We start from the raw sequence: 515 nt of genomic DNA, 5'->3' as shown, positions 1-515 counted from the left end.
AGACCTACTTTCGTACCTGCTCGACGTGTCTGTCTCGCAGTCAAGCGCGCTTTTGCCTTTATACTCTACGACCGATTTCCGACCGGTCTGAGCGCACCTTCGTACTCCTCCGTTACTCTTTAGGAGGAGACCGCCCCAGTCAAACTACCCACCATACACTGTCCTCGATCCGGATAACGGACCTGAGTTAGAACCTCAAAGTTGCCAGGGTGGTATTTCAAGGTTGGCTCCACGCAGACTGGCGTCCACGCTTCAAAGCCTCCCACCTATCCTACACAAGCAAATTCAAAGTCCAGTGCAAAGCTATAGTAAAGGTTCACGGGGTCTTTCCGTCTAGCCGCGGATACACTGCATCTTCACAGCGATTTCAATTTCACTGAGTCTCGGGTGGAGACAGCGCCGCCATCGTTACGCCATTCGTGCAGGTCGGAACTTACCCGACAAGGAATTTCGCTACCTTAGGACCGTTATCCGGATCGAGGACAGTGTATGGTGGGTAGTTTGACTGGGGCGGT

At 53.0% G+C, this 515-nt stretch carries 1 rRNA gene; it reads right to left on the bottom strand.

The features are described 5' to 3' along the window. Positions 1–515 (bottom strand): 23S ribosomal RNA (locus tag GUI70_RS24140); the annotation flags it as partial.

Origin of the sequence: Deinococcus alpinitundrae (assembly GCF_009982895.1) — a bacterium.
Taxonomy (GTDB): domain Bacteria; phylum Deinococcota; class Deinococci; order Deinococcales; family Deinococcaceae; genus Deinococcus; species Deinococcus alpinitundrae.
The sequence above is the reverse complement of the archived record's forward strand: the minus strand, read 5'-3'. Positions and strand labels throughout refer to the sequence as shown.